25 protein-coding genes are annotated in these 24,624 nt (G+C 64.5%); 13 read left to right on the forward strand and 12 right to left on the reverse strand.

Annotated elements, in window-relative coordinates; all coding sequences use genetic code 11:
• Positions 1-124: 124 nt before the first annotated feature.
• The gene (gene bfr / locus AC51GR_RS20175; RefSeq protein ID WP_496326423.1) at positions 125-604 is read right to left on the reverse strand and encodes a bacterioferritin; all 480 of its coding nucleotides are present in this window, start codon (positions 602-604) and stop codon (positions 125-127) included.
• Positions 605-757: 153 nt separating this feature from the next.
• Here bfr and AC51GR_RS20180 point away from each other — a divergent pair, with 153 nt between their 5' ends.
• Both AC51GR_RS20180 and AC51GR_RS20185 read left to right on the forward strand, forming a co-directional pair.
• Positions 758-1,375: a fatty-acid--CoA ligase gene (locus AC51GR_RS20180; RefSeq protein WP_496326424.1), complete on the forward strand. Its 618-nt coding sequence runs from the start codon at positions 758-760 to the stop codon at positions 1,373-1,375.
• Between the two features lie 14 nt (positions 1,376-1,389).
• Positions 1,390-1,575, forward strand: a complete 186-nt coding sequence (locus AC51GR_RS20185; protein ID WP_496326425.1) for a (2Fe-2S)-binding protein — start codon at positions 1,390-1,392, stop codon at positions 1,573-1,575.
• A 51-nt stretch (positions 1,576-1,626) separates the two neighbouring features.
• On the opposite strand, the gene AC51GR_RS20190 is transcribed toward AC51GR_RS20185, so the two are convergent.
• Positions 1,627-2,511, reverse strand: a complete 885-nt coding sequence (locus AC51GR_RS20190) for an NAD(P)-dependent oxidoreductase (RefSeq protein WP_496326426.1) — start codon at positions 2,509-2,511, stop codon at positions 1,627-1,629.
• Entirely contained in the window at positions 2,508-2,900 is a 393-nt protein-coding gene (gene pcaC / locus AC51GR_RS20195) for a 4-carboxymuconolactone decarboxylase (RefSeq protein ID WP_496326427.1), read from the reverse strand. The genes AC51GR_RS20190 and pcaC overlap by 4 nt, the downstream gene beginning before the upstream one ends.
• Before the next feature lie 114 nt (positions 2,901-3,014).
• Between pcaC and AC51GR_RS20200 the strand changes: the two genes are divergently transcribed.
• From AC51GR_RS20200 to AC51GR_RS20215, 4 genes are all read left to right on the forward strand, one after another.
• The gene (locus AC51GR_RS20200; protein ID WP_496326428.1) at positions 3,015-4,592 is read left to right on the forward strand and encodes a methylmalonyl-CoA mutase family protein; all 1,578 of its coding nucleotides are present in this window, start codon (positions 3,015-3,017) and stop codon (positions 4,590-4,592) included.
• Positions 4,592-4,993, forward strand: coding sequence for a cobalamin B12-binding domain-containing protein (locus AC51GR_RS20205; RefSeq protein ID WP_496326429.1), 402 nt, complete (start codon positions 4,592-4,594; stop codon positions 4,991-4,993). The genes AC51GR_RS20200 and AC51GR_RS20205 overlap by 1 nt, the downstream gene beginning before the upstream one ends.
• A gap of 87 nt (positions 4,994-5,080) precedes the next feature.
• Positions 5,081-6,037 (forward strand): TIGR03564 family F420-dependent LLM class oxidoreductase, encoded by a 957-nt coding sequence (locus AC51GR_RS20210; protein ID WP_496326430.1) that lies wholly within the window; start codon positions 5,081-5,083, stop codon positions 6,035-6,037.
• Positions 6,034-7,080, forward strand: coding sequence for a CaiB/BaiF CoA transferase family protein (locus AC51GR_RS20215; protein WP_496326431.1), 1,047 nt, complete (start codon positions 6,034-6,036; stop codon positions 7,078-7,080). Before AC51GR_RS20210 ends, AC51GR_RS20215 begins: the two co-directional genes overlap by 4 nt.
• Positions 7,081-7,141: 61 nt before the next feature.
• Here the strand turns inward: AC51GR_RS20215 and AC51GR_RS20220 are convergent, their stop codons facing one another.
• The 6 genes from AC51GR_RS20220 to AC51GR_RS20245 form a co-directional block, all read right to left on the reverse strand.
• The gene (locus AC51GR_RS20220) at positions 7,142-8,173 is read right to left on the reverse strand and encodes an ABC transporter ATP-binding protein (RefSeq protein WP_496326432.1); all 1,032 of its coding nucleotides are present in this window, start codon (positions 8,171-8,173) and stop codon (positions 7,142-7,144) included.
• Positions 8,174-8,178: 5 nt separating this feature from the next.
• Positions 8,179-9,228, reverse strand: a complete 1,050-nt coding sequence (locus AC51GR_RS20225; protein WP_496326433.1) for an ABC transporter ATP-binding protein — start codon at positions 9,226-9,228, stop codon at positions 8,179-8,181.
• A 29-nt stretch (positions 9,229-9,257) separates the two neighbouring features.
• A complete protein-coding gene (locus AC51GR_RS20230; RefSeq protein WP_496326434.1) occupies positions 9,258-10,841 on the reverse strand; it encodes an ABC transporter substrate-binding protein in 1,584 nt (527 codons plus the stop codon).
• Between the two features lie 62 nt (positions 10,842-10,903).
• Entirely contained in the window at positions 10,904-11,806 is a 903-nt protein-coding gene (locus tag AC51GR_RS20235; RefSeq protein WP_496326435.1) for an ABC transporter permease, read from the reverse strand.
• Positions 11,803-12,759, reverse strand: coding sequence for an ABC transporter permease (locus AC51GR_RS20240; RefSeq protein WP_496326436.1), 957 nt, complete (start codon positions 12,757-12,759; stop codon positions 11,803-11,805). The genes AC51GR_RS20235 and AC51GR_RS20240 overlap by 4 nt, the downstream gene beginning before the upstream one ends.
• A gap of 428 nt (positions 12,760-13,187) precedes the next feature.
• Positions 13,188-14,207 (reverse strand): 2Fe-2S iron-sulfur cluster-binding protein, encoded by a 1,020-nt coding sequence (locus tag AC51GR_RS20245; RefSeq protein WP_496326437.1) that lies wholly within the window; start codon positions 14,205-14,207, stop codon positions 13,188-13,190.
• A 161-nt stretch (positions 14,208-14,368) separates the two neighbouring features.
• Here AC51GR_RS20245 and AC51GR_RS20250 point away from each other — a divergent pair, with 161 nt between their 5' ends.
• The 4 genes from AC51GR_RS20250 to AC51GR_RS20265 are packed head-to-tail and all read left to right on the forward strand — an operon-like array spanning position 14,369 to position 18,536.
• Positions 14,369-15,808, forward strand: coding sequence for a class I adenylate-forming enzyme family protein (locus AC51GR_RS20250; RefSeq protein WP_496326438.1), 1,440 nt, complete (start codon positions 14,369-14,371; stop codon positions 15,806-15,808).
• Positions 15,786-16,691 (forward strand): acyl-CoA dehydrogenase family protein, encoded by a 906-nt coding sequence (locus tag AC51GR_RS20255; RefSeq protein WP_496326439.1) that lies wholly within the window; start codon positions 15,786-15,788, stop codon positions 16,689-16,691. Before AC51GR_RS20250 ends, AC51GR_RS20255 begins: the two co-directional genes overlap by 23 nt.
• On the forward strand, positions 16,678-17,766 hold the full coding sequence (locus tag AC51GR_RS20260; protein WP_496326440.1) for an acyl-CoA dehydrogenase family protein: 1,089 nt from the start codon (positions 16,678-16,680) through the stop codon (positions 17,764-17,766). Before AC51GR_RS20255 ends, AC51GR_RS20260 begins: the two co-directional genes overlap by 14 nt.
• Before the next feature lie 2 nt (positions 17,767-17,768).
• The gene (locus AC51GR_RS20265; RefSeq protein ID WP_496326441.1) at positions 17,769-18,536 is read left to right on the forward strand and encodes an enoyl-CoA hydratase/isomerase family protein; all 768 of its coding nucleotides are present in this window, start codon (positions 17,769-17,771) and stop codon (positions 18,534-18,536) included.
• An 89-nt stretch (positions 18,537-18,625) separates the two neighbouring features.
• On the opposite strand, the gene AC51GR_RS20270 is transcribed toward AC51GR_RS20265, so the two are convergent.
• Complete coding sequence (locus AC51GR_RS20270; protein ID WP_496326442.1) at positions 18,626-19,519, reverse strand: TIGR03619 family F420-dependent LLM class oxidoreductase; 894 nt, start codon at positions 19,517-19,519, stop codon at positions 18,626-18,628.
• A gap of 79 nt (positions 19,520-19,598) precedes the next feature.
• Here AC51GR_RS20270 and AC51GR_RS20275 point away from each other — a divergent pair, with 79 nt between their 5' ends.
• Positions 19,599-20,378: an enoyl-CoA hydratase/isomerase family protein gene (locus tag AC51GR_RS20275; RefSeq protein ID WP_496326443.1), complete on the forward strand. Its 780-nt coding sequence runs from the start codon at positions 19,599-19,601 to the stop codon at positions 20,376-20,378.
• Positions 20,379-20,461: 83 nt separating this feature from the next.
• Here the strand turns inward: AC51GR_RS20275 and AC51GR_RS20280 are convergent, their stop codons facing one another.
• Both AC51GR_RS20280 and AC51GR_RS20285 read right to left on the reverse strand, forming a co-directional pair.
• Complete coding sequence (locus AC51GR_RS20280) at positions 20,462-21,220, reverse strand: SDR family NAD(P)-dependent oxidoreductase (RefSeq protein WP_496326444.1); 759 nt, start codon at positions 21,218-21,220, stop codon at positions 20,462-20,464.
• Positions 21,217-21,981: an SDR family NAD(P)-dependent oxidoreductase gene (locus AC51GR_RS20285; RefSeq protein ID WP_496326445.1), complete on the reverse strand. Its 765-nt coding sequence runs from the start codon at positions 21,979-21,981 to the stop codon at positions 21,217-21,219. The genes AC51GR_RS20280 and AC51GR_RS20285 overlap by 4 nt, the downstream gene beginning before the upstream one ends.
• A gap of 52 nt (positions 21,982-22,033) precedes the next feature.
• On the opposite strand from AC51GR_RS20285, the gene AC51GR_RS20290 reads away from it, so the two are divergent.
• Positions 22,034-23,479: a class I adenylate-forming enzyme family protein gene (locus tag AC51GR_RS20290; protein ID WP_496326446.1), complete on the forward strand. Its 1,446-nt coding sequence runs from the start codon at positions 22,034-22,036 to the stop codon at positions 23,477-23,479.
• Positions 23,472-24,611 carry a thiolase family protein gene (locus AC51GR_RS20295; RefSeq protein WP_496326447.1) on the forward strand — a complete coding sequence of 380 codons (1,140 nt, stop codon included), beginning with the start codon at positions 23,472-23,474 and terminating at the stop codon, positions 24,609-24,611. The genes AC51GR_RS20290 and AC51GR_RS20295 overlap by 8 nt, the downstream gene beginning before the upstream one ends.
• Positions 24,612-24,624: the final 13 nt, after the last annotated feature.

Raw genomic sequence — 24,624 nt, forward strand, 5'->3', positions numbered from 1 at the left:
AACCATGCAAAGACACGAGGGCCTGGTTGTCAGGCCCTCGTGTCATCGCCTTTGGAGCCGAGGGTAGCCGCAGAACGCAGGCACGTCGATGTCGCCTCGTCGAGCTATGTACGGCCGATCCGGATCACTTCGGAGGGCGCGCCACGCACTGTGCGAGGTAGAGTGCCTCGCCGAGTGTGTCCATCAGCTCGAGCTGGGTGTCGAGGTAGTCCAAATGTACTTCCTCGTCGGCCAGGATCCCTTCCAGCAGAATCGCACTCGTGGTGTCGTGCTTCTCCCGGCACATCGCGATTCCCGGCTTCAGTCGGTTGATGACGTCGACCTCGATGGCCCGGTCGCTGACGAATTGCTCGCGCAGTGTCTGTCCGACTTTCAGCGAGAACAGCCGCTGGTAGTTGGGTAGTCCGTCGAGCAGCAGGATCCGGTTGGTGAGTGCTTCGGCATGATTCATCTCGTCGAAGGACTCGGCGCGGGTGGTGGCGGCTATCTCGGTGAATCCCCAGTGTTCCTGCATTTTCGAATGCAGAAAATACTGGTTGATTGCCGTCAGTTCACTGGTCAACTGCTCATTGAGCAGTTTGAGAACTTCGGGATCTCCTTGCATGGTTTCTCCTCACGTCAAAAGAAGCGCGTGATTTCAGCACCGGGAGGGCTGGTCCAGGTGGGGCTGTATGAAGCCACGCGCTCAGATCAATTTACCCGGTAGCATGGCGTTTTGACCGACAATGCCAGACCTTTGACACCAGGAACGGATCAGATGACCCAGCATTCGCGAATCCTGGCCGCGGACTTTTCCGTGGCCGATGAAGCCGGAATCATGGATCGCCTTGCGGTGAACAATGATTCGTTGGCCCGCCTGGGCGCCCATCACCTCGTCGTCTACCGGGCACTACATGAACCCAAACGGGTTTTCGCCACGCTGGGGCTGCATGACCGGGGATCCATCGACAAACTCTTGCGTAGCCCCGCAGTGATGGAGTGGTACGACGCGGCCGGTGTGGAAGAAATTCCACCGATGTTCGCCGGGGATGTCGTCGAGAAAATCGAACTCGAATCGCCGGTTTCGGAGGAATCCGGGGTCATCGTGGCAGCCATTGCGCCGGTGGAGGACGTGACGGCATTGCTCGAAAAGGTAAGGGTCAGTTTACGTCGGTTCATCGCCGCCGGCGTGCGTAGGGTCTGGATCTATCAGGCTTTCGATGATGGTCAGGAAGTCATGATCCTGGTGGAACTCGACACCGAAGAAAATGCCATCGCCTGGGTGGAGCGGCCGGACGCCGCCGCCGAATGGATGCAAGGTGCCGGAGTCGGCGTGTATCCGCCGCTGTTCGTCGGAAGGCTGGAGCGTGTCATGGAACTCCAGACGATCAGTTAGCCGCAGGTATTCGCATGTATGTCTGTTTGTGCCAAGGGGTCACGAGCCACGTCGTCGAGCAGGCCGTCGTCGACGGGGCCCGCACGTCGAAAGAGGTCGCGAACGCCTGTGGTGCCGGCCGCGACTGTGGTCGCTGCCGGCACACCGTCCGGGCCATCATCGAGGCGCATTACGCCCAGGCGCCCACCGCCCCCCGATAGTGTGGGGTTTTGGCGGCGCTCACCTGGGGAAACGGTCGCCAAAAGGGCACATTATCGGGTTTGGGAAGCCGTCCATTTGGCGATCTCGGTCTGATCGGCTCCGGGGCCGAGGTCTTTGTCGGCGGTGGCCCAGACCTCGACGGCTCGTTCACCGAGCGGGGTGGGGACACCGATCGCGGATGCGAGGCCGGTGGCGATCCGCATGTCTTTGAGCATCAGTTCCATCCGGAACCCGGAGTTGTAGGTCTCCGGGATGACAAACCGGGGGAACTTCACATCGGTGGCCGCGTTCTGACCGCTCGACGCGTTCAGCATCGACACCATCAGCTCCTGGTCGAGACCGAAACGCCGGCCGATGGCCACGCCTTCGGAGGTGACGAGGAGTCCGACCGCTGCCATCAGGTTGTTGATCGACTTGAGGGCGTGACCTGCGCCGGTGTCGCCGACGCGCGTCATCGTTCCCATCGGGGCCATCACCTCGGCGATCGCGGTGACGGCTTCTTCGGTGCCCCCGGCCATGATGGTCAGCTTGCCGCCCTGCGCACCGGCAACCCCGCCGGAGACGGGCGCGTCGACCAGGACCGCTCCGGTCTTCTCCACGGCCTTGGCGAGTTCAACCGTCGACAACGGTTCCGATGAGCTCATGTCGACGACGGTGGTCCCCGGTCCCAGTGCATTGAGCACGGCCTCGTCGCCGAGGACCGCCTCGACGACCCGCGAACTCGGCAGCATCAGGATGACGAACTCGGCACCGGCGATGGCCTCGGCGGCGCCGGCGGCGGACTTGCCACCTGCGGCGATGAGGGCGTCGCGCGCGGCGGGGGCCGGGTCGAACCCGACGACGTCGTAACCGGCGTCGAGGAGACGGATCGACATCTGGGCACCCATGTTGCCCAGTCCGACAAAAGCGACCTGATTTTTCTGTGGCGCGCTCATGCGATGTGCTCCGCAACGATTTCGTTTGCCACCCGGAAGGATTCGAGTGCGGCGGGGACGCCGACATAGATCGCGGTCTGCAACAGGACCTCCTGGATTTCTTCCGGGGTCACTCCATTGGTCAGTGCGCCGCGGACGTGGGCGGCGAGTTCGGTGGGCTTGCCGAGCGCGGTGAGCATCGCCAGGTTGATCATCGAGCGCTCGCGGCGTCCGAGTCCGGGGCGGGTCCACACCGCGCCCCAGCAGTACTCGGTCACCAGCTCCTGCATGGGGCGGGTGAAGTCGGTGGTGGCGGAGACCGCTCGGGCGACGTACTCGGCCCCGACCACCTCCTCGCGAACCTTCATACCTGCGTCGTAGGTCTCGCGGCGGGTGGCGTCGGTGCTCATCTGGTGTACGGTCCTCTCTCCGATTGGCCCTGCCGCTGCGTTGAGCAACAGCTCAAGGACCATTCCCATAAATGGTATTGGCATTCTCATTTTTTGCAAGTACGGTATTCAACAATGAACGAGAACGTGGAAACCTCCTCTGGCATCCCTCTTGAGTCGGTGTATGGACCGAATCCCGAGGGGTCGACCCCGCCCGCCCCAGGCGAGTTCCCTTTCACCCGCGGCAACTTCCCGTCGGGCTATCGGGGACGACTCTGGACCTTCCGGCAGTACTCCGGATTCGGCACCGCCGAAGAGTCCAATGAGCGGTACAAGTACCTGCTCGGACAGGGTGGCACCGGACTCTCGGTGGCACTCGATCTTCCGACCCAGTGCGGTTACGACTCCGACGACCCCGAGTTCACCGACGAGGTCGGTCGGGTTGGCTGTGCCGTCGACACCCTCGCCGATGCGGAGATCTTGTTCGCCGACATCCCGTTGGACAAGATCAGCACCAGCTTCACCATCAACGGCACCGCCGCCATTCTGTTGGCGCTCTATGTCGCTGCCGCGGAGAAGAAGGGTGTGCCCCGCGAAAAGCTCACCGGCACAATCCAGAACGACGTGCTCAAGGAATACGCCTCGCGTGGCACCTGGATCTGGCCGCCGGAGCCGTCGCTGCGACTGATCGCCGACACCATCGAGTTCTGTGCCGCCGAGGTCCCGCGTTTCAACGCGATCTCGGTTGCCGGTGCACACTTCCGTGACGCGGGCGCAAATGCCGTGCAGGAGATGGCCTTCACGCTCGCCGACGGTGTCACCTATTGCGACACGGTGGTCGAGCGCGGTCGGATGACCATCGATCAGTTCGCTCCGCAGATCTCCTTCTTCTTCTACACCCATGGCGACTTCTTCGAGGAGATCGCCAAGTACCGGGCCGGCCGTCGCCGTTGGGCGACGATCGTGCGCGAACGGTACGGCGCCAAGACGGAGAAGGCGGCGATGTTCCGTTTCGGCTGTGTCGCAGGCGGCGCCTCGCTGTACGCCCCGCAGGCCCAGAACAACCTGGTACGAGTCGCTTACGAGGCCATGGCCTCGGTCCTCGGTGGTGTGCAGTCGATGTTCACCGCCGCCTGGGACGAGCCCTTCGCACTTCCCAGTGAGGAATCGGCCACGATGGCGCTGCGCACCCAGCAGATCCTGGCCCTCGAGACCGGTGTCACCCGGGTTGCCGATCCGCTCGGCGGCTCGTACTTCGTGGAGGCCCTCACCGACGCCACCGAGAAGAAGATCATCGAGATCATGAGTGACCTCGAGAACCACGGTGGCATGGTCGCTGCGATCGAAGACGGCTACCTGCAGGGTCTCATCGCCGATGAGGCGTACAAGATCCATCAGGACATCGAGCAGGGGGTGCGCCCGGTCGTGGGTGTGAACCGCTTTGCATCCGAAGAGGCCGCCCCGGACATCGCGACCTACGAACTCGACGCCGAAGGGCGTGAGCTGCAGCTCAAGCGCCTGGCGAAGGTCAAGGCCGAGCGTGATGACGAGGCCGTGAAGAACACGCTGGCGAAGCTGTCGCGAGCCGCGGAAGGAACGGAAAATCTCATGCAACCCTTGATCGATTGTGCCAATGCCTACTGCACCGTCGGAGAGATGACCACCGCACTCAAAGACGTGTGGGGCGAGTTCTCGCAGCCGGTGGTGTTCTGATGACCGCCCGTATTCTCGTCGCCAAGCCCGGCCTCGACGGCCACGACAAAGGCGCCAAGATCGTTGCCCGCACCCTGCGTGATGCGGGATTCGAGGTGATCTACACCGGTATCCGGCAGCGGATCGAAGACATCGTGTCGATCGCACTGCAGGAAGACTGCACCGTTGTCGGTCTGAGTATTCTCTCGGGCGCCCACATCGGACTGACCAAGCGTGTGGTCGACGCACTGCGTGAGGCCGGCGCCGGAGACATCAAAGTCATTGTCGGCGGGACAATCCCGCAGTCCGATGTGCAGAAACTCCTGGACATCGGCGCGGCGGCGGTGTTCCCCACTGCGACCCCGCTCGACAAGCTCGTGAGCGGGATGCGGGAACTGACGGGTACCACCGCGCCGGCTTAGGCCGGCCCGGGGAAGCACCAGGACCAACCTGCCACATGATTCTACAAACCATGTGGAAGAACTGATTTCGTAAACTTTGGAGGTATCGTGCGCGTTGGGGTGATGATCGGTCCGGAGCGGGGTGACGCGACCAAGAAGGTCGACCGGATGATGGCCGACATCGTCTGGGCCGAAGAGGCCGGGATGGACACGGCCTGGGTGCCGCAGATCCCCACCGACTTCGACGCCCTGATCACCGTGGCGTTGATGGGTACCAAGACCTCTCGCATCGAGATCGGTACGGCCGTCGTGCCGCTGCAGGCACAGCATCCCATCGCTCTTGCCCGCCAGGCACTGTCGGCGCATGCAGCGACCGGGGGCCGGTTGGCGCTGGGTGTCGGGCCGTCGCACCACTGGATCGTCGAGGACATGCTCGGTCTTCCGTACGACAAGCCGGCCAAGCTCACCCGCGACTATCTCGAGGTGCTCAACGCCGCGCAAAAGGCGCCCGGTGAGGTGAATGTCGTGAACTCGACGTACAACGTGCACAACCCGCTCGACCTCGGACCGGTGGCGCCGTTGCCTATCCTGATCGCCGCTCTCGGGCCGGTCATGCTCGACATTGCCGGCCAACACGCCGACGGCACCATCCTGTGGATGGCCGACGAGCGTGCCGTGGCCGATCACGTGGTTCCGAAGATCACCGCTGCCGCCGAGAAGGCCGGACGCGGTGCCCCGCGCATCGTGGCCGGCATCCCGGTCTGCCTGTGTGCACCGTCGCAGGTCGACGTGGCCAAGGAACGGGCCAACCGCATCCTGGCCGAGGCCGAGGTCTCCCCGAACTATCAGCGACTGCTCGATCAGGGCAATGCGAAAGACGTCGGCGACCTGTGTGCAGTCGGCGACGAAGAGGCGATCATGAAGCGCTTCAAGCAGTTCGAGGACGCCGGCGTGACCGACCTGTCCATGCGCCTGCTCCCCATCGGTGACACCCGGGACGAGTTGATTGCTTCCAAGTACCGCACCCGGGACGTGATCGCCGGGCTCGTTGCGGATCTGCGATGAGTTCTGGACCCCTGGCGGGGATCCGCATCCTCGAGGTCGGGCACATCCTGGCCGGCCCCTACGCGACCATGATGCTCGCCGATCTCGGCGCCGAGGTCACCAAGATCGAACCGGCGACCGGAGACCTGTCCCGTCAGGTCAGCGACGCCTATTTCGCGAGCCTGAACCGCGGAAAGCGCAGCATCTGCCTCGATCTCACCACCGAGGCCGGTCAGGCCCGGCTCGGTGAACTCGCCGGTCGATCCCATGCGCTCATCGTCAACCTGAAACCGTCGGCGATCAGGAAGTTCGGATTGACCTATGAGGCGCTGCAGAAGTGGAATGACAAGATCGTCTGCGTCGCACTCACCGGATACGGCCTCGATCAGGGTGATGACCCGGCGTTCGACTACGTCATCCAGGCGGTCACCGGTGTCGCTTCACTGACCGGTGACCCCGACGGACCGCCGACCCTGCCGGGCTATTCTGCCGCCGACAATTCGACGGGACTGACCGCCGCTCTCGGTCTGCTGGCGCAGATCATCTCCGGCCGGGGCGGACAGGTGGACGTGTCGCTGCGCGACGTGATGCTCTCGCAGCTCAACTACCGGGCATCGGCGTACCTGAACGAGGGCACCGAGCCGCGCCGGATGCCCAATGGTGCGCATTCGTACTATGTTCCGGCGCAGCTGTTTCCGACTGCCGACGGCTACCTGGCGCTGTTCATCACCCACGACGGATTCTGGCGGACGTTCTCCGCGGAAGCCGGTATCGAGGGGTTCGCCACAATGGCTGAGCGGGCCGCGAACCGCGACGAGGTCCTTGCGGTCGTGTCCGCGGTGCTGGCCACCGACACCGCGCAGTCCTGGGAGGCGCGGTTGCGTCCGTTGCAGGTCCCGGCCGCTGCCATCCGCACCCTGCCCGAGGCACTGGCGGAAAATCCCGGCATGGTGGTCAAGGCCGGCCAATTCAGCTTGGTCGGTTGCCCGATTCGTATCGACGGTTTTGTGCCCGAGTACGGTGCGCCCCCAGCCCTGGGTGAGCACGGTGCTGCGGCCGGTTAGCGACTTTCAGATAAGAAAAGGCCCCGCTTTCGCGGGGCCTTTTCTTATTCGTGCACCCGACTCATGCCGGCGTCTTCGTCGTATCCACGGCGGGAGGCCCGCTGTTGTCAAACACTGTCAGCGGAAAGTGGCAGGCGGCATACTGGCCGGGACGCGTCTGCCGGATCTCGGGTTCTTCTGTGACGCAACGGTCTTGCACGCCGGGGCAGCGGGTGCGGAACCGGCAACCGGTCGGCGGGTCGAGTGGCGAGGGCACGTCGCCTTGGAGGGCGGGACCGGCAAAAGCCTTGTCGGGGTCGGTCAACGGCACCGAGTCGAGCAGGGCCCTGGTGTACGGATGGGTGGGGTTGTCGTATACCTCCGCCGAATCCCCGAACTCACAGACCTTGCCGAGATACATCACCATGACGTTGTCGCTGACCGTGCGCACGACACCGAGGTCGTGGGCGATGAAGACGACGGTGAGATCGAACTCGGCCTTGAGTTCTTCGATGAGATTGAGGATCTGGGCCTGGACCGACACATCGAGTGCGGAGACGGGTTCGTCGCAGATCAGCAGTCGGGGGTTCAGCGCCAGCGCGCGGGCGATGGCCACGCGCTGGGCCTGACCGCCGGAGAGGGCGCGGGGCAAGACGTCCGAGTATCGCTCGGGTGGCAGTCCGACCGACTCGAGGACGGTGGCCGAGGTGGTGGCGCGCTCGGCCTTCGAGGCGCCGGCCACGGTCATCCCCTCGACGACGATGTCTTTCACCGGCCGGCGGGGATTGAGCGAACTGATCGGATCCTGAAAGATCATCTGCATGTCGCGGCGCAATTCCCGCATCTGCTTTTCGGGCGCCTTCTCGATCCAGTCGGTGCCGAATCTGATCCGCCCTGCGGTGACCCGGTCCAGGCGCAGAACCGCACGTCCGGTGGTGGACTTGCCACACCCGGATTCGCCGACTATGCCGAGGGTTTCGCCGGGGAGCACATCGAAGCTGATCTTCGACACCGCCTGGACAGTTCCCGATTTGGTAGGGTATTCGACCACGAGGTCCTGCACGCTGAGCAGTGCGTCGTCGCCGCGTAGGTGTGCGTTTCCGCTGCCGGCCATGGGTTTTACCTTCCGGATGCCGTGAGAGTCTTCACGGGTTGGGGTGTGACCGGGTGCAGACAGGCGACGTGATGGTCGGTGCCGACCGATGCCAGATCAGGGCCCGGCGTCACACAATCGTCCTGAGCATGGGTGCATCGCGGTGCGAACCGGCAGCCGTCAGGGGGCGATGTCGGGTCGGGCAGCGACCCGGAGATCACGTTCAGTGGGGCGTGCCGAGCATGATCGATGGTTGGTGTCGCCCCGAGGAGGGCGTGGGTGTAGCGGTGCCGTGGTGCATCGAATACTTCACGGGTGGAACCGACTTCGGCAAGGCGGCCGGCATACATCACCGATACGCGGTCGGTCCGCCCGGCCACGACGGCGAGATCGTGGCTGATGAGCATCATCGCCATGTCGCGTTCCCGCTGCACACCGCGCAGCAGGTCGAGGATCTGACGCTGGATGGTCACATCGAGCGCGGTGGTGGGTTCGTCGGCGATGAGCAGGTCGGGTTCGCATGACAGGGCGATCGCGATCATGACCCGCTGGCGCATCCCGCCGGACATCTCGTGTGGATAGTTGCTCAGCCGACGTTCCGGGTCGGGGACACCGACCTCCTGTAGGAGCTTCAGTGCGCGGTCATGGGCCTCGGATCGGCCGATACCCAGGTGTCGCCGCATACCCTCGGTCAATTGACGCTCCACGCGGACAACGGGATTGAGCGATCGGCCCGGATCCTGGAAGACCATGGCGATCTGTTTGCCCCAGGTCTCGAGCGTCTCTTTTTTGCTCAGGGACAACAGATTCCGTCCCTGGAAGTACACCTCGCCGGAGCGGGCAGACCGCGCGGGCATCAAACCCATGATGGCGCGGGCCATCACGGATTTGCCCGAGCCGGACTCACCGACGATCCCCAGGGCCTGACCGGTGTCGAGGGTCAGCGAGACGTCGTCGACCGCCCGGACCGTGCCCCGGGTGGTTCCGATGTAGGCCCGCAGGTTGTTGACCTCGAGCAGTGGCCGATTCTTCGGCAACACTGCCGTGGTGCCCTGGGGATCGCGGTGAGTTGTCATGCCGGTTGTGCCCTTTCGCTGCGGGTGGCTCAGTTCATCCAGATGTTCTCGGGCAAAGGCGATCCGAGCGTGTAGAGTTCAACGCCGTTGACGTTCTTGCCGTACATGGCCGAGGGCACGGCCTTTGTGTACCAGATGCCCGGAACAACTGCGGCCAGACGTTCTTGCACGGTCTTGTACGCGGCTTTGCGATCGGCCTCGGTGGTGGCGAGCCGGCCGGCGTCGAGGGCGGCGTCGAGCTGGGGATCATTCGTGCCCACGAAGCCGCCGGGCGACTTTGAGTGGAAAGCCGTCCACAGCGGGTAGTCAGGATCCTGGATGACGGCCGACGAGATGAGCATGTCGAAATCGCGTTGCCCGGCTCGGGCGGTGAGTGCGCCGAAATCGAGCACCTCGACCTTCATGTCGACGTTGTCGAAAGCGCTGAGCTGAGTCTGCAGGCCTTCGGAAACCATCTTGCTCTCGGTGGTGGGGTACGACAGGAACGTGAACGAGACCGGCTTGCCTTCGGCTGCGAGCTCGTCGAAGAGCTTCTGTGCTTCTTGCTTGTTGTTCGTCTCCTGCAGCTTGATGTTCTCGTAGAATGGGGATCCCTCCGGGAACAGGGTTTCCGGGATCTCGTTCTCGCCGTTGTAGACAACGGTGTTCAGTGCGACCACATCTGTTGCCAGCGCCACGGCGCGTCGTGCCCGGATGTCGTTGAAGGGCGCGCGACGTTCGTTCATGCCCATGTACTGCCCACCACCGGTCGGCACGGTTTCGGTTTTGAAACCGGCCTGGTCAGCTTTGTTGAGGTTGGCCAGGTTGTTCTCGGAAGAAAGATTGGCGGCGTTCGTCATGATGGCGTTGAGACGTTGGTTCGAGTCGGCCACCGTCCGAATCGTCAGCTTGTCGAGGTAGGGCTTCGGTGCATCCCAGTAGCCGGGGTTCTTGACGAGTTCAACCGAGTCCTGCCGGGTCCAGTTGACGACGGTGAATGGGCCGGCGCCAACCGGTGCGGCGTCGAAGGCCTGCGGGCCCTTGGCGATAGCGGTCGGTGACGCGATCCAGTTCAGCGCACCCGAGAGAACGGACTGGGCAAAGTGCGGATTCGGGGCGGCGAGAGTGACCTTGAGCGTTGTCGGGTCCACGACCTCGGTACCGGCGATCTGCATCGCCTGGCGGATGGTCGTCGAGGCCAGGGCCGGATCCTTCAGCCGATCCCAGTTGAACTTGACCGCCTCGGCATCCAGCGGGGTTCCGTCGGTGAACGACAGGCCCGGTCGCAGGATCAGGGTGAAGGTGGTGCCGCCGTCTGTGGTCGAGAAGTCGGTTGCCATCTTGTACTCGGGCGCATAGGTGTCGACGTTGTTGGTCATCAATGTCCCGTAGATGGCGTTGCCCAGGGCGGGCTGATGCGAGTAGGTGTTCGACAGTGCGGCCGGATCAAGTGATCGCGGTTCGCCCGCCTGCAGGATGACGGCAGTGCCACCGGCCACCGGATCGCCCTCGTCCTGCGAAGCGCCACCGGTACCTCCGGTGGTGCTTCCGCCACCGCAGGCGGCGACGAAGGCGAAGACGAACACGGACAGCAGGGCGGCCAGGAGCCTGGGTAAACGTCTGCTCGGGGACATGTGTGACCTCTCGTGATGATGCATTGGCAGTGAAGGTGAGGCTGTGGACGGGTGCCGAGTGATCAGTGCTGAAGCGTCTTGTCGAACCTCTGGCGTAGGTGATCACCGAGTTGATTGAGTGCGAAGACGGTGAAGAAGATCGCCAGCGACGGTACGAAGACCAGATGCGGTGAGGTGGACAATGCGTCCTTGCCCTCACTGATCATGCCGCCCCAACTGGGCGTGGGCGGCGGGATGCCGAGACCGAGAAAGCTCAGAGAGCCCTCGGCGACGATGAGCGCTGCCATCACGATCGGGAGGTAGGAGGCCAACGGCGCGATGACGTTGGGCAGGATCTCCTTGAACAGGATCCGGGAATGGCCGGCCCCCATATTGCGTGCGGCACGGACGAATTCGCGTGACGACCAGGCCATCGTGTTGGCCCGGGACAACCGGATGAAGGCCGGGATCACCACCAGTGACAGGCCCAGGAGCAATGTTTGGGTACTCGGCTTGAAGATCGATGCGAGCGCCAGGAGCAGGATCAGCGGCGGGAACGCGAGCATTGCGTCGGTGAGCAGGGAAATGCCGTTGTCCAGGTGGCGTCCGAAATACCCGCCGATGAGTCCGGTCAGGGTGCCGATCGCGAATCCGATGATCCCGGCCACGGTGCCGACCACCAGGGAGACCCGCGCACCGTAGATGATGCGCGAGAGTTCGGATCGCCCGTAGTTGTCGGTCCCGAGGAGGAGGTCGAGCGATCCCCAAGAAGGGCCGAGTCGTGGTGCGCCCACGGGGGTCTCGTAGGAGGCGATGGGCAACAGTCCGGCGAACAGGGCGGCGAGGATGAGGGCGCAGAGCCAGAACACCGAGAGGTACACGAGCACCGAGCGATGTGATCGGACCACGGGGACGGCAAGGGCGATTTCCGTACCGGGAACATCGGCGGTGGGCGGAACGCTCTGTTTGGCAACGATGTTGGTCATGCTGCTACAGCAACCTTTCTGACCCGGGGATCGATCAGTCCATAGCTCAGATCGACGAGGGTGTTGACGGCGACATAGACCACGGCGATGAACACCACGATGCCCTGGACCATGATCAGATCTCGGGTGGTGATCGAGGTGGCGATGAGCTGGCCGAGTCCCGGTAGGCCGAACAGTGTTTCGACGATCACGGTCCCGCCGATGAGCCGACCGAGATTCATGCCGGCCAGGGTGATCAGGGAGAAGGACGACGGCCGAAACGCGTGGCGGAACATCACGTAGGTGCGGCTCATCCCCTTCGCTCGCGCGGCGGCGATGTAATCCTCACCGAGTGTGGAGATGAGGTCGGTGCGCAGTAGGCGGTGGAAGGAGGCGATCTCGGTCAGGGCGATTGCGATGGCCGGAAGTATTGCGCTGCGGAGGTTTTCGCCGAGACCGTCGCTGATGTCGGACCATCCCAGCACGGGGAAGATCTGGAGCTGGATGGCGAAGAAGTAGATCAGGATCGGCCCGGCGATGAATGCCGGCACCGACAGGAACACCGCGGACAGTGCGTTGATCCCACGATCGAGGGCCGAACCGGGACGGGCGGCCGACAGCACGCCCATGATGACGGCGACGAACAGTGCCAACACCAGGCCCAGTACAGCGAGTTCGAGCGTGACCGGAAGGCGCTCGAAGATCGCCTCCGAGACGGATTGGTTTGTCAGCGGCGAGGTTCCGAGGTCGCCCTGCAGCGCATTCTTGAGCCAGTCTAGATATTGCGACCACACGGGTTGGTCGAGTCCGAGCTCCGCATCGAGCTCGGCCACGGCTTCCGGTGTCGCGTTCTCGCCGAGGATGACCTGGGATGCCGAGCCGGGCGCGAGGCTCAGCAGGCCCACGACCGCGATGGTCACCAGCAATACCACCGCGATGCTGCGTGCAAGACGCGTGGCGATCGTTTGGAGCATGAGTGTCAACTTTCGTCCAGCACAGGGCGGAGGCCGAGTCGAGATGCCATGGTCGGGTTTCGCGACTGCCGCGGAACGGGCTGTGCCCGCGGCCGGCGATACGTACTCGCCGTCAGCTCGCGCTGTGAGGTGTGCCGCATCAACCAGCGACTGTGATCCAAACCCTAGCGGAAGTCGGACAGTGAGGGCAAGGTATGGCCGTACATTTGCTGTGCTGAAATGCACTTGACGATCAGTGGAGGTGGCGCCCGCCCGGCCCGGCGCCGAAACCCGCTGCCGGCCGTGCTGTCACCGTGTGGGCTTGAAGGCTCTGCGTGGCGAAAACTTGCTTGTACCAACCATTCTCAGTGCCTGTGGCCGCGAAAAAGGCAATGCCGGTAGGGCTGACGCAGAGTGCGTCAGCCCTACCGGCATCGGGAGGGGGAGGCCTAGTCCTCGTACCGCACTTTGATCGTCGGTGTATCCGGCACGGCCTGACATGTCAGTACAAATCCGTCGGCGACCTCGTCGTCGTCGAGTGCGTTGTTGGCGCGCATGGTCGCGCTGCCTTCGAGGACCTCGCCGATGCAGGTGGCGCAGTTCCCGGACTCGCATGAGAACGGCGGGGAAAGGCCGGCGCGGCGGGCACTTTCGAGGATGGTCTCGCCGGCCTTGCGGGCGATCTCGACCTTCTTGCGGCCGAGCTGGATGAACGCGGTGCCGAGCTCGACGGGGGCGGTCGCCATTTCGACTTCGGGCTCGGCTTCGGGGACGGTCTGGGCCGCCGCGCCGAATTCTTCGGCGATGATCCGGCCGGGCCCGGGCAGTGCGGATTTGACGACCGCCATGAAGGGGTCGGGGCCGCACAGGTAGCTGTCCGCGTCGGTGTCCTCGCCGACGAACTCGAGAACCTTTGCAGCGTCGAGAAATCCGTGTTCGACATCGAAACTGCGCACCACGGACAGGCGGTCGGGGTACTGGGCAACCAGTTCGTCGATGGCGGCGTGGAAGATCGCCGATTCGGGATCCCGGTCGGCGCAGAGGAGTCGAACACGGCGGTTGGTGGTCGCCAGGGCGCTCTTGGTCAGCGACAGGATCGGCGTGATGCCGCTACCGCCGGCGAATCCGAGTAGGGGAGCGGTCGTGTCACTCAGGCAGAACAGACCTGCGGCCCTGGTGATCTCGACCTCGTCGCCTTCGCTGATGTTGTCGTGCATCCAATTCGAGACCCTGCCACCGGGGACCCGCTTGATCGTGGTCATCAGCTCGGAATCGGTCTCGGGGGCGCTGGACATCGAGTACGAACGGAACACCTCTTCACCATCGAGGTGCATCTTGAAGGTGATGAACTGACCGGCCCGGTACGTGATCGGCGCCTCGTGTGGTGCGAGTACGTATGTGCGGGCGTCAGCGGTCTCCTTGACGATCCTCGTCACGGTTGCGCGCTGGAATAACGGGGGCCTCGCCATGAGCCACCTCCTTCGTGTTGTGTCGAGCGTACCCAGATTGATACGTAGATTCTACTAGATGAGAATAGTATTCTCGCCAGTGAGCTAGGATCCTCTCAAGTTGATTCGAAGAAGGTGGACCGGCGTATGCCTGCCGGTCGATCCTCGGTTAGGACGTGGACATGGACGGGGCCGTCGCCCTTGCATTCGAGGGGCGCAGCTACACGCTGCCGCAGCTCGATGCGATGACGGCTGGGCTGGCCGCCACCCTCGTCGACCGCGGTGTGGAGCCTGGACAGCGTGTTGCGCTCCTGTCCTCTAACCGCCCCGAGTTCGTGGTTGCGGTGCGGGCGATCTGGCAGGTCGGAGCCGCTGTCGTGCTGATCAGCCCGGCCTACAAGCGTGCCGAGGTCGAGCATGCGCTGGCGATCACCAGGGCCTCGCATGCGGTCGGTGACAACCCGGTTCTGGCAGGCCTGATGTCGATGCTGGACCTCGATGAGCCGATCGAACCCGCCGAAGCCGGTTCCGGCGAGGGCGTCCGGCCGGAGGTGGATCCCGACACCGACGCCGTGCTGGTGTTCAGTTCGGGGACCACCGGGATGCCCAAAGCCGTCCGCCACACGCACGCGTCCTTCGGCGCCGCTGTCCGGCACTGGCGGGATTCGCTGGAGCTGACCGCGACGGACCGCCTACAGATACTCACCCCGCCCTCACACATCCTGGGCATCCTCAACGTCATCACCGCCCTCGACACCGGCGCCTGGGTGCGCTTGCATCGCCGCTTCGACCTGGGTCTGATGCTGCGTCACATCGAGAGCGATCGGATCACCATCGAGATGGCGGTCGCGCCGATCGCCTTGGCGCTCGCCTCGAATCCGGATCTCGAGAAGTACGATCTGTCGTCGCTCCGCTACATCATGTGGGGCGCGACCCCGGTGACCCCCAGCGTCGCGCAGGAGGTCACGGACCGAACCGGTGTGCCGTGGGTCCCGGCCTACGGGGCCAGTGAACTTCCGGTCATCACCTGCAATCCGATCGACGGTGCGCGCCTGGACAGCGTCGGCCGGGCGCCGGCCGGTGTCACGCTCCGGGTGATGTCGATCGAGACGGGAAAGATCCTCGGTCCCGGTGAGGTCGGGGAGATCCAGGCTCGATCCGAATCGGTGATGGCCGGATATCTTCCTGACGATGCCAACGCCGAGGCGTTCTGCGACGGCTGGTATCGAACCGGCGACATCGGCACAATCGACGCCGACGGCTGGACGCGGTTGACCGATCGATCGAGAGAAATGATCAAGGTCAAGGGTTTCCAGGTGGCTCCCGCCGAGGTCGAGGCGGTACTGCACGGTCATCCGGCGGTCGCGGATTGTGCCGTTTTCGGAGTCCCCGATGCGGTCACCGGCGAGGCGATCGTCGCGGCGGTGGCCGTCCATGAATCCGTCGGCACCGATGAACTCTCCGAGTTGGCCGGCGAACTCATCGATCTGATCGGTCAGCGGCTGGCGACCTACAAGCGACCCCGCGAGGTCGTATTCGTATCTGATATCCCGCGCCTGCCATCCGGCAAGGTGCTGCGCAGAGTGCTGAAGGAGCGCTATGGACGTTCGTCTGACGAGTGAGCAGCGGCAATTGCGCGATGCCGCTTCAAAATTGGCCGATGATCTGGGACCGTCCGCGGTCTCCGATCTCGATGACGCGAGCCGCATCGCGCGGCTGGAGAAAGTGGTCGACAGTACCGGGTGGCGTGATCTGCGCTCCGACGGCGCCTCGGCGGTAGAGGTTGCAATCGTCGCCGAGGAGTTCGGTCGCGGTCTGGTCGACGTCCCGTTCCTGGGTCCCGTCCTCGCCGACGACGTGCTGCGTCACCTGGTGGAGGGACCTCATCGGTTCACCGCTGTTGTCGGTGATGAGGCGATCGATGCACGTGGCTTCGACCGCGGGACGGTCCTGCGCGGGAACCAGGTCAGCACAATCGATCTGGGACCGTCGCATGAGGCAGTGGACCTGACCAGGCTCCGCGCTGACGTCGCAGGTGAACCGGCTGCGGTCGGCGACCTGACATCGGAGCAGGCCGAGCGCAACCTGGCGCTGGCCCTGGTCGCCACGACCGCGGACCTGGTCGGTACGGCACGTGGAGCACACGCCACCGCTGTCGACTACGCCAAACTGCGCGAGCAGTATGGCGCGACAATCGGTTCGTACCAGGCGGTTGCGCACCTGCTGGCCGAAGGTCTGGCATTGATCGAGGGCTCGATCAGTGTGCTGCGGCATGCGGCCTGGGCCGTCGATGAACTGCCGACCGACGAAGCGCTACAGGCTGCGCGCATCGCGAAGCTCTACTGTGCGCGCACGGCGCGGACGGTCTGTGAGACCTCGATACAGGTACATGGTGGCATCGGCAATACCTGGGAGTGCGTGGTGCACCTCTATCTGCGCCGGGCCCTGACATCCACCGAATTGTTCCCAGTGAGCCTGGAGGAGATCCAAATTGGACTTTCGTGACACCACAGAAGAAGCCGCGTTCCGGCAGCGGCTGCGGGCCTGGCTGGAGGAGCGCAAGGGTACGTTCGCGACCTCCGGTGACGAGTACTTCTCGCGCATGGGCGAATGGCACCGGGCTCTGTACGAGGCCGGGTTCTTCGGGCTGAGCTGGCCGGAAGAGTATGGCGGACAGGGGTTGCCCGCTGTCTACGACGTCATCCTCGACGAAGAACTGGCGCGCGCCGCGTTCCCCGCCCGGCCGAGCCTGGGCTACCTGGTCTTCGGCCTGGGCCACCACGGCAGCGAAGAGATCCGAAAGCGCTTTGTACCCGGCATGATCAACGGCACGCAGCGCTGGTGCCAGGGCTTCTCGGAGCCCGGTGCCGGATCGGACCTCGCGTCGCTCACCACCACGGCCACCCTCGACGGCGACGAGTACGTCATCCACGGTCACAAGATCTGGACCAGCTACTCCGACAACGCTGATTGGTGCCTGCTCCTGGCCCGGACCGACAAGAATGTGCCACGGCACAAGGGCATCTCGGGTTTCATCGTGCCGATGAACCAGCCGGGCATCGAACAGCGACCGCTGAAGATGATCAGCGGTGTCACCACCGAGTTCGGGCAGGTCCTCTTCGACGGTGCCCGCGTTCCGGCGGAGAACATGGTCGGCGCACCCGGAGACGGCTGGAAGCTGGCGATGACCGTGGTCGGGCACGAGCGGGAGCCGTCGACGCTGGGCTTCGCCGCCCGATACAGCAAGACGGTCAACCAGATCGCGAAGAAGTCCGAAGGCAAGCCGTCGGCCGACCTCGTCTGGGCGGCAATCGAAACCGAGATGCTTCGCCTACACGTGCGGCGCCGGCTCTCGGAACAGCTCGACGGCGTCCAGCACAGCTCTGAAGGCTCGCTCGACAAGTTGCTGATGACGTGGGTCGAACAGGCCGTGGGCCACGCTGCCCTCGACGTGGTCGGGACCTCGGACCCGGAACTGCTCGGTGCCTACCTCTACAGCCGGGCGCAGAGCGTCATGGGTGGAACGTCACAGATTCAGAAGAACATCATCGCATCGCGAATCCTAGGATTGGGAGTTTGACCATGTATGACATGCCCGACGAGATCGACGTCCAGGCCGACGGGTCCCTGCGCATCATCACGCTGAACCGGCCGGACGCGCTCAATGCCGTGAATCATGAGCTGCACGTGGGCCTTGCGCGGTTGTGGCCGCAGCTGAGCGCCGACCGCGGAGCCCGCGCCGCGGTCCTGACCGGAGCCGGCAAGGCTTTCTCCGCCGGCGGCGATTTCGCATATCTCGCCGAGCTGGCCAAGGACGACGAACTGCGTGCACAGACCATCGCCGACGGACGGGAGATCGTGCTCGGCATGGCTCGCTGCCGGGTGCCGGTGGTCTCGGCGGTCAACGGTCCCGCGGTCGGACTGGGCTGTAGCCTCGTCTCGCTCAGCGACATGGTCTACATCGGCGAGAACGCATACCTGGCGGACCCGCACGTGCAGGTCGGGCTGGTTGCCGCCGACGGTGGACCGGTCACCTGGCCGCTCCACACCAGTCTTCTGCTGGCCAAGGAATACGCGATCACCGGTGCCCGCATCACCGCGGAACGGGCCCGTGAGATGGGATTGGCGAATCATGTTGTCGCCGACCCGCTCACCGAGGCCCTGGCCTGCGCGAAGCGGATCTCCGAGCAACCGCAGCAGGCCGTGGAAGCCACCAAGCGGCTACTCAACCTGCACCTCGAGCGGGCAGTGCTGGCGACCCTCGACTTCGCGATGAGCGCCGAGCATCAGTCGTTCACCACCGACGATTTCCAGGCGAACATCGCCCGACTGACCGCCAAGAAGAGCTAGCCCCAACCCCAAACGAGCCGGAAATACGAAGACGAGCCACAAATTTGTGGCTCGTCTTCGTATAGGTGGCTCGTTTGGGGACGGCGTTATCAGGCGAGTTTGGAGACGTACTTCTCGGCGAACGCTTCCAACGGGGCGCGGTACTGCTCGGCAGGTGCGCGCAGATCGTCGTGGTCACCCGAATGCGTACGCTCCCAATTGGCCCAGGGGTTCACCATGATTGCGCCGATCCCCAGATCTTCGGCCTGTTTGTAGATGTCGAGTGATGGCTCCTCGCGCAACCCGATGATGATCTCGAAGGGTTCGTTCTCGCGACCGTACTCACGACGCAAACCGTTGATGCGTTCGATCCACGGCTTGGCATCTTCGAGTGTGTACGCGGTGCCCACCCACCCGTCACAGTGCCGCGCGGCGCGACGTAGGGCCGGGCCGGACTCACCACCGCACAGGATGGGGACGGGCTCCGGGGGATGGGGCTCGATCATCATCTCCGGGATGTCGTAGTACTCACCTTTCCAGGAGACCCAGCCGCCTTTCCACAGCACGCGCAATGCTTCGATCATCTCGTTCAGGCGCGGCCCGCGATTGTCGAAATCCTGTCCGAGGAGCTCGAACTCCTCACGATTCCAGCCGGCGGAGAGGCCGATCGAGACGCGGCCGCCGGCGATCGCGGCAGCGGTCCCGACAACTTTGGCCACATCGATGATGGGACGCGCGGGTGCGATGTAGACGTTGTTGCCGAAGTGGAGATTGGTGGTCACCGCAGCCATTGCGCCGGTGAGGACCCAGGGGTCGGGCCATTCTGTTTCCGGGTGCCAGAACGGTTTGCCGTCCGGCGTGGCCGGATATGGGGTCTTGGGGTTCCGTGGATAGACCAGATGGTCGGAGACGAGCATGCCGTGATATCCGGCCTCGTCCATCATCTTTGCCACCGACGGCATTTCGATTGTGTTCATGAATGCAGTGCCGCACCAGAATTTCATGCTGACAGGCTATGCGAGGATGATTCCCAATGTCGCACAATCGAATTCTCAATTGTGTTAAATCGGATAGTCTGCACCCATGACTGATGATCTGGGAGCCGGTGGCCTGAAATTCAAACGCGAGGGACCGATCGGGTGGTGCACGATCGACCGTCCGGCGGCGCGCAACGCGTTCACCCCTGCGATGTACTACGGATTGAAACGAGCTGTACGTCTGGTCAATTCGGATCCCGACCTGGCTGCACTCATCATCACCGGTACCGGTGATGTGTTCGCGCCCGGTGGTGATCTCGGCGGCCGGGCCGAACCGGGCGACAACCTTCCCGACGGCATCGGCCATGATGTGCTGCCGTTCTTGACTATTCGGGACAGCCGCGCGCCGGTCATCTCCGCGGTCAACGGCATCTGCCAGGCCGGCGGACTGCTGGTGGCCATGATGTCCGACATCGCGGTGGCCAGCGAGCGGGCGACGTTCCGGGTGCCCGAGTTGTTGCGCGGCATCCCCGATGCCACTTACGCCGCAGCACTTCCCGCGCATGTGGGCCTGGCGGCAGCGCGCGATCTCATCCTCTCCGCCCGCAAGTTCGACGCGGCGGAAGCCCTGCGCCTCGGCGTGATCTCGCGGGTCGTGCCACACGAAGACCTCCGGGCGGCGGCGTTGACCGCGGCGCGGGAGATCCTGCAGACCGCTCCCGAGGCGCGGGCTCAGGTCAAGCGCATGCTCAACGAGCGTTACGGCCTCATCGACTACCAGACGATGTTCGGGGCGCTGGAAACGTCACCGGAACCCCGAGAAGGTATGCGCGCCTTCATGGAGAAGCGCGCCCCGAGCTGGATCCCGTCCGACATCCCCGAGTAGCAAGCAAAATTCGCGCCACTTACCGTTATTCGCGCCCGTTGCAACAGGCGCGAATCGCGGCAAGTGGCGCGAATTTCTGTGTGTCAGGACCGGGGGATCAGCGTTTCCGAGCGCTGGATCGTCCCGGTGATCCCGGTCGAATCCTGCTGCGCGAGCAGCAGTGCCGCCTGACCCATGGTCTCCGGGGGCTCGATCGCCTCCGGTGGGATCTTCTGTCCGCCACCGGCGGCGGCCCACCCTTCGGTGAGCACCACCCGCGACGGGCTCAGGCAGTTGACCGCGATGTTGTCGGTCTTCAGGTCGGACGCGAGCCCGAGGTAGAGCCGTTCCACCGCGGCCTTCGACACCCAATACGCGTTCGAGCCGCGATCGATCATGTCGACACCGGTCGTCGTGACGGCGATCAGTGATCCACCGCCCCGCGCCCGCAGGTGCGGGATGACGGCCTGGGTCATCAGGAAGACACCCGTCAGGTTGACGTCGAGACACAACTGCCACCGTTTGAGCGGTGTCTTCTCGATCGGGCCGAGCCAGAGTACGCCCGCGTTGGCGACCAGGATGTCGATGCCACCGAACTCGGCGACGGTCTTCTCGACCGCTGTTCCGATCGATGCCTCGGAGGTGACATCACAGGGCACCGGGATCGCCCGGCCACCCGCGGCGGTGATCCGCTCGGCGACGGAGTGGATGGTGCCCGGGACCCGACCCTCTGCCTCAGATCGCGCCGCGACGGCCACGGAGGCGCCCGCATCCGCGAGCGCCACCGCGATGGCCGCACCGATGCCCCGGCTGGCGCCGGCGACGAATGCGACCTTTCCGTCAAGCGGCCTTCCGTCGGTCACTTCGGCGGGAACCGCAGTGCGCCGTCGAGGCGGATGACGTCACCGTTGAGATAGTCGTTCTCGACGATCGCGGCGACGAGTGCGGCGTACTCGGTGGAACGGCCCATGCGCTTGGGGTGGGGAACCTGCGGGCCCCAGTAGGCCTCCAGCTGGTCGGCGGCCTTGCCGTACGCGGGGGTGTTGATGGTGCCGGGGGCGATGGCCATCACGCGGATGCCGAGGGGCGAGAGGTCGCGCGCGGCGACCAGCGTCATGCCGATCACGCCACCCTTGGCGGCTGCGTAGGGGAGCTGGCCGATCTGACCCTCATAACCGGCGATCGAGGCGGTGTTGATGATGACGCCACGGGTGCCCTCGTCGAGCGGCTCCTGCCGGGCGATCGCGGCCGCGGCGAGGCGGGTCACGTTGAAGGTCCAGGTCAGGTACGAGCTGATCGTCTTGGTGAAGGCCTCGAGCTCCATCGGGCTGCCGTCTTTGCCGACCAGTCGGCCGCCGCCGGCGGGACCACCGTGGCAGTCCACGGAGACGCGCAGCGGGCCCAGGGCCTCGGCTTCGGCGATGGCCGCATTGACCGAGGCCTCATCGCTGGCGTCGGTGCGTACGTAGCGGACACCGAGCTCGCTCTCGAGTGCTTTGCCCTTGTCGTCGGCCACGTCGGCCACCACAACCTTTGCGCCTGCGGCGTGCAGACGACGCACGGTCGCCTCACCGAGTCCACCGGTGCCTCCGACGACGATGGCGGAACTGCCACTGATTTCCATGGGGTTTCCCTTCTTGCAATTGACGATCTCAGTCTGAGAGAATCATGTTCTCATGAATATCACGATGATCTTGGAAATGGCAGCGTCGGCGGACGATCGAGCCGTCGTGACAGCCGGTGGCCGAACCAGCACCGCCGGACAGATGTTGGACCTCGCACGCCGGGCGGCGACGAGATTCACCGAGTACCCGGCGGTTCTGTACTCCGGGATCAACCACTTGGCGTATCCGGTTGCCCTGTTCGGCGCCGCGATGGCCGGTGTTCCGTTCGTGCCGCTCAACTACCGGCTCGGACAGGCGCAGTTGACCGCTCTCCACGAGCGACACCCGGGTGCGCTGGTGCTCGACCAGGACGACCTCGATTCCTGGATCGACTCCCTCGAGAGCAGCGTCCCCATGGACGATGCCGACCGGCCTGCTGCGCACTACGACGGAGATGCCGTCGCGGTGATCATCTACACCAGTGGAACCACCGCCGCGCCGAAGGCGGCGATCCTGCGCCACCGGCACCTGTTGGCCTACGTGCTCAACACGATCGAATTCTCCTCTGCCTCACCGGAAGATGCGACTGTGGTCGCGGTGCCGCCGTACCACATCGCGGGTCTGACCAATCTGCTGTCGAATCTCTACAGCGGTCGGCGGATCGTGTACATCGACGCCTTCGAGCCGCGGGCGTGGATCGAGACGGTGCGGCGCGAAAAGGTCACCCACGCAATGGTCGTGCCCACCATGCTGGCCCGCATCGTCGATGCGACCACCGAGGCGGATGCGGGCCAACCGTTCCTGAAGAGCCTGGCCTACGGGGGTGCGCGTACGCCCCGTCCGGTGATCGAGCGTGCGCTCGCGCTGTTCCCGGACACCAACTTCGTCAACGCCTACGGCTTGACCGAGACCGCCTCGTCGATCGCGGTCCTCGGACCGGACGACCACCGAATCGCTTTCGCCTCAACAGATCCCGAGGTACGGGATCGTCTGGGCTCCGTCGGGCAGCCATTGCCGGGAATCGAGATCGCGATCCGCGACGAAGAGGGGAACCCGACACCTGACGGTCAGACCGGGTTGGTGTTCGTTCGCGGTGAACAGATCTCGGGTGAGTACGGCGGCAAGAGTGTGCTCGACGACGAGGGCTGGTTCGCCACCCGCGACCTCGGCCATCTCGATTCGGGTGGCTACCTGTTCATCGAGGGACGCTCGGACGACACGATCATCCGGGGCGGTGAGAACATCGCCCCCGCCGAGATCGAGGACGTCCTGCACGATCATCCCGGCATCAGCGAGGCCGCAGTCATCGGTGTGCCCGATCCCGAATGGGGGCAGCGCCTCGTTGCCGTTGTCGTCGGCACCGGTGACGCCGACGAGATCAGGCAGTTCGTCCGGGATCGTCTCCGCTCGTCCAAGACCCCGGACGTGATCGTGTTCCAGAGTGAGCTCCCACGTACCGAGACCGGAAAGTTATTGCGCCGCAACCTTGTGGCAGAACTGGAGAACAACAATGCCTGAAGCCGTCATCGTATCGGCGTTGCGCACCCCGATCGGCACCGCTGTCAAGGGAAGTCTGCGCGATACCGACGCCTACGATCTCGCCGACCACGTGGTCAACGCTGCGGTCAGCACCCTGGACCCGGAACTGATCGACGATGTGGTCCTGGCCGAGGGGCTCTACGGCGGTGGCGTCATCGCCCGCCACGCAGCGATCACCGCCGGCCTGACCGAGGTTCCCGGCCTGGCGGTCAACCGGCACTGCGCGGCCAGCCTGTCGGCCGTGACCACCGCAGCCGGAAGCATCAAGTCCGGTATGGATCAGCTGATCCTGGCCGGTGGCGTGAACTCCGCCTCGACCTCACCGAAATCGAAGTTCCGGGTGGGGGAGGACTGGATCGAACCGTGGATGTCGCCGACCCACCCCGACCGTCCCGACGCCCCGAACCGCGATATGTCGATCACCGTCGGCTGGAACGCTGCGCAGAAGGCCGGCGTCACCCGCGAAGAGATGGATGCCTGGGCATACCGTTCACACATGAATGCCATCGCCGCGATCGACGAGGGCCGTTTCGATGACGAGGTCGTGCCGATCAAGACGGTCCACGGACTCTTCTCGGTCGATGAGCACCCGCGCCGCGCCACCAGCCTGGAAAAGCTGGCCTCCCTGAAAGTTCTGCACCCCGAGATCGAGGGATTTTCGATCACGGCGGGCAACTCCAGTGGTGCCAACGACGCGGCTGCGCTCCTGACGGTCGCCAGCAGCGACCTCGGATTGCCGGCGTTGGCGACGGTCCGTTCCTGGGCCTCGGTGGGTATCGATCCGGCGTTCACCGGTCTGGCCCCCGTCCAGGCGATCCCCAAAGCGCTTGCGCGAGCAGGACTGAAGGTCGGAGACGTCGATCTGTTCGAGATCAACGAGGCGTTTGCGGCGATGTGTGTCGCGACCATCAAGTTGCTCGACCTCAACCCCGACCTGGTCAACACCAGCGGCAGTGGTTGCTCGCTGGGTCACCCCGTGGCCGCCAGTGGTGCCCGCATGCTGACCACCCTCATCCACGACCTGCGTCGCCGCGGTGGCGGAATCGGTGTGGCGGCCATGTGTGCCGGTGGCGGTATGGGATCTGCTGTTGTGGTCGAGGTCCACGCGTGAGCTCGAGGGCTCA

This window comes from Williamsia sp. z71 (assembly GCF_059553375.1).

Coding starts and splice junctions, on each gene's coding strand:
- AC51GR_RS20225 (WP_496326433.1), bottom strand. CDS start 9,228: ATGACAACTCACCGCGATCCCCAGGGCACCACGGCAGTGTTGCCGAAG.
- AC51GR_RS20275 (WP_496326443.1), top strand. CDS start 19,599: ATGACTGATGATCTGGGAGCCGGTGGCCTGAAATTCAAACGCGAGGGA.
- bfr (WP_496326423.1), bottom strand. CDS start 604: ATGCAAGGAGATCCCGAAGTTCTCAAACTGCTCAATGAGCAGTTGACC.
- AC51GR_RS20250 (WP_496326438.1), top strand. CDS start 14,369: ATGGACGGGGCCGTCGCCCTTGCATTCGAGGGGCGCAGCTACACGCTG.
- AC51GR_RS20185 (WP_496326425.1), top strand. CDS start 1,390: ATGTATGTCTGTTTGTGCCAAGGGGTCACGAGCCACGTCGTCGAGCAG.
- AC51GR_RS20235 (WP_496326435.1), bottom strand. CDS start 11,806: ATGACCAACATCGTTGCCAAACAGAGCGTTCCGCCCACCGCCGATGTT.
- AC51GR_RS20270 (WP_496326442.1), bottom strand. CDS start 19,519: ATGAAATTCTGGTGCGGCACTGCATTCATGAACACAATCGAAATGCCG.
- AC51GR_RS20220 (WP_496326432.1), bottom strand. CDS start 8,173: ATGGCCGGCAGCGGAAACGCACACCTACGCGGCGACGACGCACTGCTC.
- pcaC (WP_496326427.1), bottom strand. CDS start 2,900: ATGAGCACCGACGCCACCCGCCGCGAGACCTACGACGCAGGTATGAAG.
- AC51GR_RS20255 (WP_496326439.1), top strand. CDS start 15,786: ATGGACGTTCGTCTGACGAGTGAGCAGCGGCAATTGCGCGATGCCGCT.
- AC51GR_RS20200 (WP_496326428.1), top strand. CDS start 3,015: ATGAACGAGAACGTGGAAACCTCCTCTGGCATCCCTCTTGAGTCGGTG.
- AC51GR_RS20215 (WP_496326431.1), top strand. CDS start 6,034: ATGAGTTCTGGACCCCTGGCGGGGATCCGCATCCTCGAGGTCGGGCAC.
- AC51GR_RS20245 (WP_496326437.1), bottom strand. CDS start 14,207: ATGGCGAGGCCCCCGTTATTCCAGCGCGCAACCGTGACGAGGATCGTC.
- AC51GR_RS20240 (WP_496326436.1), bottom strand. CDS start 12,759: ATGCTCCAAACGATCGCCACGCGTCTTGCACGCAGCATCGCGGTGGTA.
- AC51GR_RS20295 (WP_496326447.1), top strand. CDS start 23,472: ATGCCTGAAGCCGTCATCGTATCGGCGTTGCGCACCCCGATCGGCACC.
- AC51GR_RS20205 (WP_496326429.1), top strand. CDS start 4,592: ATGACCGCCCGTATTCTCGTCGCCAAGCCCGGCCTCGACGGCCACGAC.
- AC51GR_RS20285 (WP_496326445.1), bottom strand. CDS start 21,981: ATGGAAATCAGTGGCAGTTCCGCCATCGTCGTCGGAGGCACCGGTGGA.
- AC51GR_RS20180 (WP_496326424.1), top strand. CDS start 758: ATGACCCAGCATTCGCGAATCCTGGCCGCGGACTTTTCCGTGGCCGAT.
- AC51GR_RS20190 (WP_496326426.1), bottom strand. CDS start 2,511: ATGAGCGCGCCACAGAAAAATCAGGTCGCTTTTGTCGGACTGGGCAAC.
- AC51GR_RS20230 (WP_496326434.1), bottom strand. CDS start 10,841: ATGTCCCCGAGCAGACGTTTACCCAGGCTCCTGGCCGCCCTGCTGTCC.
- AC51GR_RS20265 (WP_496326441.1), top strand. CDS start 17,769: ATGTATGACATGCCCGACGAGATCGACGTCCAGGCCGACGGGTCCCTG.
- AC51GR_RS20290 (WP_496326446.1), top strand. CDS start 22,034: ATGAATATCACGATGATCTTGGAAATGGCAGCGTCGGCGGACGATCGA.